The organism is Mesorhizobium sp. M1E.F.Ca.ET.041.01.1.1 (assembly GCF_003997355.1).
Lineage (GTDB): Bacteria > Pseudomonadota > Alphaproteobacteria > Rhizobiales > Rhizobiaceae > Mesorhizobium.
Window position 1 is genome coordinate 1 of record NZ_RZSL01000416.1, and the last position, 5,572, is coordinate 5,572.

General features: G+C 65.0%; 6 protein-coding genes. 3 read left to right on the forward strand and 3 right to left on the reverse strand.

Going from position 1 to position 5,572, the window contains the following annotated elements; translation table 11 throughout:
* Positions 1-1,243 (reverse strand): AMP-binding protein (locus EOA38_RS26390; RefSeq protein ID WP_127300608.1); only part of this gene is annotated, 1,243 nt, incomplete at its 3' end.
* Positions 1,244-1,654: 411 nt separating this feature from the next.
* Between EOA38_RS26390 and EOA38_RS26395 the strand changes: the two genes are divergently transcribed.
* From EOA38_RS26395 to EOA38_RS26405, 3 genes are read left to right on the forward strand one after another with little or no spacing between them, the layout of a single operon-like run.
* Complete coding sequence (locus EOA38_RS26395) at positions 1,655-1,942, forward strand: PqqD family protein (protein WP_189434901.1); 288 nt, start codon at positions 1,655-1,657, stop codon at positions 1,940-1,942.
* The gene (locus EOA38_RS26400) at positions 1,942-2,376 is read left to right on the forward strand and encodes a lasso peptide biosynthesis B2 protein (RefSeq protein ID WP_126090540.1); all 435 of its coding nucleotides are present in this window, start codon (positions 1,942-1,944) and stop codon (positions 2,374-2,376) included. Before EOA38_RS26395 ends, EOA38_RS26400 begins: the two co-directional genes overlap by 1 nt.
* A gap of 5 nt (positions 2,377-2,381) precedes the next feature.
* Positions 2,382-3,362 carry a serine kinase gene (locus EOA38_RS26405; RefSeq protein ID WP_127300609.1) on the forward strand — a complete coding sequence of 327 codons (981 nt, stop codon included), beginning with the start codon at positions 2,382-2,384 and terminating at the stop codon, positions 3,360-3,362.
* A gap of 303 nt (positions 3,363-3,665) precedes the next feature.
* On the opposite strand, the gene EOA38_RS26415 is transcribed toward EOA38_RS26405, so the two are convergent.
* A complete protein-coding gene (locus EOA38_RS26415) occupies positions 3,666-4,691 on the reverse strand; it encodes a nucleotidyltransferase family protein (protein WP_127300610.1) in 1,026 nt (341 codons plus the stop codon).
* Between the two features lie 67 nt (positions 4,692-4,758).
* The coding region (locus tag EOA38_RS26420) for a dihydroxyacetone kinase subunit DhaK (protein ID WP_127300611.1) at positions 4,759-5,572 on the reverse strand (814 nt) is incomplete at its 5' end.

Sequence of the window (5,572 nt, forward strand, 5' to 3'; positions counted from 1 at the left end):
CCGGCAGAAGCCCGAGCCCGGCCGGGTTGATCGTCATTGGCGAGCCGGTCTCGGTCTGCCACCAATGGTCGACGACCGGACGGTCGAGCTTCTGCTCCGCCCATTTGATGGTTTCCGGATCGGCGCGTTCGCCGGCGAGGAACAGGGTGCGGAATTTCGACAGGTCGTATTTCGACACGAACTCGCCCCTGGGATCCTGTCCCTTGATGGCGCGAAAGGCTGTCGGCGCCGTGAACAGCGCCACCACGCCATGCTCCGAGATCACCCGCCAGTAGGTGCCGGCGTCCGGCGTGCCGATCGGCTTACCTTCGAAGAGCACGCTGGTGCAGCCATGCAGCAGCGGTCCGTAGACGATGTAGGAATGGCCGACCACCCAGCCGACGTCGGAAGCGGCCCAGAACACTTCGCCGGGCTTGACGCCGAACTCGGCGTCCATCGTCCATTTCAGCGCGACCATGTGGCCGCCATTGTCGCGCACGATGCCCTTCGGCTGTCCGGTCGTGCCGGAGGTGTAGATGATGTAGAGCGGGTCGGTGGCTAAAACCGGCACGCAGTCGACATTGGCGCCGGCCGCGCGCTCGCGGGCGACCGCATCGGCATAGTCGATGTCGTAATTGTCCTTCATCTCGCAGCGCAACTGCTCGCGCTGCAGGATCAGGCAGGCGTCGGGCTTGTGCTTCGACATCTCGATCGCCTTGTCGAGCAGGGGCTTGTAGGCGACCACGCGTCCAGGCTCCAGGCCGCAGGATGCCGAGATGATCAGCTTCGGCTTGGCGTCGTCGATGCGGGTGGCGAGCTCGTGTGAGGCGAAGCCGCCGAAGACCACCGAATGCACGGCGCCGATGCGGGAACAGGCGAGCATGGCGAAGGCGGCCTCCGCCACCATCGGCATGTAGATGATGACGCGGTCGCCTTTGCCGACGCCGCGGTTCTTGAGCACGGAGGCCAGCGCAACCACTTCGCGCTTCAATTCGGCATAGGTGAATTTCCGCACCGTGCCGGTGATCGGGCTGTCATGGATCAGCGCCAACTGGTCGGCGCGCCCGCCCGCCACGTGGCGGTCGATGGCGTTGAAGCAGGTGTTGCAGGTGGCGCCGACGAACCAGCGGCCATAGACGCCTGATGCGGGATCGAAGACGTTTTCGGCCGGTGAATACCAGTCGATCGCCTTGGCCGCCTCGGCCCAGAACCCTACGGGGTCGCGTTTCCAGCCCGCATAGACTTCGTGGTAGCGTGAGGCCATCGACTTTTCCTCCCCAGGAACATTGCGTCGTCTGGCAATAGCCTAATCGGCTTTTGCCGGCCATGTCTTCTTGCATTTTCGTCGATTGTCGCCGGCAAATTTCTGCAGACGACGCTTCCGGTTGAGCGCCGTTCCGGCTGCCCCGACTTGAAGCCGGCTTACAGCGGCAGTGCCGCGAGCATCAGCCCCACGCCGCCGGCGATCAAAATAGCGGCCGCCAATGCTTTCCGATGGCGCTCGAAAGCCGTCGGAGCCCGATCCCAATTGTAACGCATACTGTTCACTCCCCGAAAACCCCGGGCGGTTTCTAGCTTACCTTGGGGCAAGAAGGCAACACCGGGCCTGACATCAGGCAATGGACAGCGCCACGGTGCCGCGCTAATTGCTCTCGGGGCAAAAGGGAGCGGGCGCATGATTGAAATCGCCTCTGAAACGGTTCTGCGGATGGCAGATGACGCCTCCGTGCAGCATGTCGGCGACGGCGCCGTCGTGCTTCTGGCGCGCAGCGGCCAGCTCTACACCTGCAACGGCACGACCGAAGCCTTCCTCGACAAGGTCGACGGCGCCCGCAACCTCGATCAGATCGTCGACCTCTTGTCGGATGAATTCGAGATCGACAAGGCGACGCTCGACGAGGACATGGCGGCGCTCGCCGCCGAACTGGTGGCGGAAGGCATCCTCGCCGATCCGGGCGCGTGATGGCCGACGGACCGTTCCTGCGCGCGCTGTTTCGCACCCATTTGTGGCTCAGCGCCCGGCTGATGCCGGTGCTGATTGGCCAGCGCGACTTCGAGAGCGTGCTGAAATGGGCGCCGCTCGACGCGCCCGCGCCTTATCGGGGCCTGCCTTCGGCCTACATCGTCACCCGCGTCAATCGCACGGTCCGGCATCCCTGGCTGATGCGCGACCGCAGGTGCCTGCGGGAAGGGTTGCTCGGCTTCCGCTTCCTGCGCATGGCCGGTTTCGATCCTGAGCTGCGCTTCGGCGTAGATTCGAAATCGATGCATGCGCCGCGCCTGTCGGCGCATTGCTGGGTGTGCCTCGACGGTAAGCCGGTGGTCAGCGACAGCCTGCCCGGCATGGTTGAGATCTATCGCCACCATGCCGACGCTGCCGGGGCGCGCGCTGCTTGAGTAGCATGGCAACCACCTTCTGCTATGACCTCAACGGCCAGATCATCAGCATATCCGCGTCGCGCGCCGAGCTCTGGCCAAGCTTCGACCTGATGCTCGGCACCTTGCGCGTCAGCGACCCCGTCGAACCCGGCTTTCGCATCAATATCGTCGAAACGTCGGCGCTGCCGGAAAACCCTCAAGGGAAGCTCGCTTTCGAAGGCGAGGTGCCGCTGGACGGCCATTGCCGGCTGATCGACGGTGGCGACATCGTTCACCTGATCTTCCCTGCTCTTCAGATGGCCTCGGTCCATGCCGACGAAGGCTGGGCTGAAATCCGTGTGCATCCCGACAGCAAGGTCAAATGGACATTGCTGATGATGGTGCTGGATGCCGCGCTCGATGCGGGCGGACAGCACATGCTCCACACCGCCGGCCTCACTCTGCCGGACCGCGACGGCCTGGTTCTCATCCATGCCCCGAGCGGCACCGGCAAGTCGACGACATCGCTGGCGCTGGCATCGCAAGGCTTCGGCCTTTGCTCGGACGATGTCATGATATTGCGGGCGGCATCGGATGGCATCACGGCCTGGGGCATGCCGCGCAAAGTGAAGGTCCATCGCAACACCGCGGCTATGCTGCCGTTCGTTGCTCCCTGTCTCGGCGACAGATGGGACGCCGAAGGCGAGCAGGCGGTTCCGCTGGAGCGTCTTGCCGAAATCATCCGCATCGAGGACACGACCGCGAGACCGGTCTCGGCGCTCCTTCATCTTGCGCGTTCGGCCAATGCCGAGACCCGTCTGCTGCCCATGGCCAGGACCGATGCGATGGTGGCTTTGGCCACCGACAATGTCAGGACCGGCATGACCGGCCTGTTGGCGATGCAGAAACGGCGCATGGCGATGATCGCGGCACTGGTCAAGGCGGTCCCGACCTTTACCTTGGAGGTCGGCGCGAGCCCGGCGGATGCAGCGGCGCTGATCCGCGCCGCGTTGGGCCAGGCTTAGTTCCGCATGCCTTGGCGATTAGCGGAAACGCCCGTCATTGCGGTGACTTCAGAGCGCTGTGCAGAAAATCCGAAACGCTGGCGGGACAGTACCCCCCTCTGTCCTACCGGACATCTCCCCCGCAAGGGGGGAGATCGGACGTCACTGCCGCTTTCGTCAATCTCCTACGTTGGAGGAAGAGCGTCGCCGACGAAGCTGCCAATCTCCCCCCTTGCGGGGGAGATGTCCGGCAGGACAGAGGGGGGTGTGAAGGAACGCGGCGCGACAGTACCTTTCTTGATCACCGAAGATCATAGCAGCCGCTCAGGCCGGATAGGGCCTCGGCCGGGCCAACCTTTGGATCCAGCGGAAGGCGTCGCGGCTGAGGCGCGAGCGCATCTTTTCCCGTGAATTCACGCGAAGAAGCATGTTTCCGGTGATGAGCCATTTGGCGAGCCGTATCGAAAGATCGGGCTTGATGCGATTGGCGAGCGCGATGGCGCGTGGCTCGTCGAACAAGCGCCCGGTCACGTTGAGCACCGTCGCCAGCTCGAGCTCGATGCCTGTCATGCGCGCGGCCTCGAGCAGCCGCGCTTCCGCCTCCGGCGACTGCAGCGCGCGCACGCCCTGCAGCACATCTACGCAAAGCTGCAGCCGGTGGAATTTGTGGCCGCCGGCCGCGTGAACGATGGCGATCGCGAGCAGCGACGCCGGCGTGTCGGCCTCGCCGCCATCGATCGCCTGCAACTCGCGGAAGCCGAGCGACAGCCGCCTGCGCATGCCGGTGTCGTGCACCAGGTTGCCGTGCAGCTCTATCAGCAGGCTGGAGTTTTCCTTCTCCAGCCATTTGAACTCCTGCAGCTCATGCGATTGCGCCTCGCCGCTGGCAAGCTCGAAACCGCATTCGGCGATCGTCGTGTTGGCCGCGCCGATGCCGGCGGGATCGACCAGGATGTCGATGTCGGTGTACGGCCGGTCGGCGGCGTGGCGGTAGAGTTTTCGCGCGAAGACCGGTCCCTTGACGATGCGGGCCGCAACGCCTTTCGCCGCCAGCGCCTTCATGATGCGATCGCCGTGATATTGCAGCAGCATCGACTGTCCGGTCGCGATCGTCGCCTGGTCGCGCAACTCGGCGAGCTTCTGCTGCAAGGCGGCATCGTCCGGCAGGTCGGCGTCGCCGCGTTCCCTGAGCTTGCGCAGCATGATCGGCAGCACGCCGTGGAATTCCGCGTTGGCAAGCAACGCCTTCAAGCTGCTCGCCGCAAGATTGCGGCCGCGGTCAGCCGGCGTTTCGGGGTCGGCGAACTCGAGCAGCAGTTTTTCTTCGGCAGGCGAGAGCGGAGGCAGCATCGACCGGGCAACGTCGCGAATGGCATGCAAATTCGGCGAGTATGGTCGCAGAAAAGCCCGCGCGAAGCTACATCCCCCAGCGCAGCGCCGCCGTGTGCACCGGCGCGTCCCACAGCGCCGTTATCTCGTCATCGAGCATGGCCAGCGTGATCGAGCAGCCGGCCATGTCGAGCGAGGTGACATAGGAGCCGACCAGCGAGCGGACGACCGTCACGCCGCTCTTCTCGAAGATTTTGCGGGCGCTGTTGTACATCAGGTAAAGCTCCATCGACGGCGTGCCCCCGAAACCGTTGATGAAAAGCAGTGCCGGCCCTCCGGCGCGTTCGCCGAGGTCGCCGGTGATCGCCGTGCAGATCTCCTCGGCGATGGCGTCGGCGCTCTTCAGCGCATCGCGTCGCCGGCCGGGCTCGCCATGGATGCCGACGCCGAACTCCATCTCGCTGTCGCCGATCTCGAATGTCGGCTTGCCCGCCGCCGGCACGGTGCAACTGGTCAGCGCCACGCCCATCGAGCGTGTCGCGCCGTTGACGCGGTCGCCCAGTGCCTTGAGCTCGGGCAGCGCCATGCCTTGCTCGGCCGCCGCGCCGAGGATCTTTTCCACCACCAGCGTGCCGGCGACCCCGCGCCGGCCGGTCGTGTAGGACGAGTTCTCGACCGCGACGTCGTCATTGGTCACCACCTGCAGCACGCCGTCCGACATCTCGGCGGCCATGTCGAAATTCATCACGTCGCCTTCGTAGTTCTTGACGATGAACAGGCAGCCGGCGCCGGTGTCGACCGCCTGCATCGCTGCCAGGATCTGGTCCGGCGTCGGCGAGGTGAACACCTGGCCGGGGCAGGCGGCGTCCAGCATGCCGTGGCCGACCAACCCGCCATGCAAC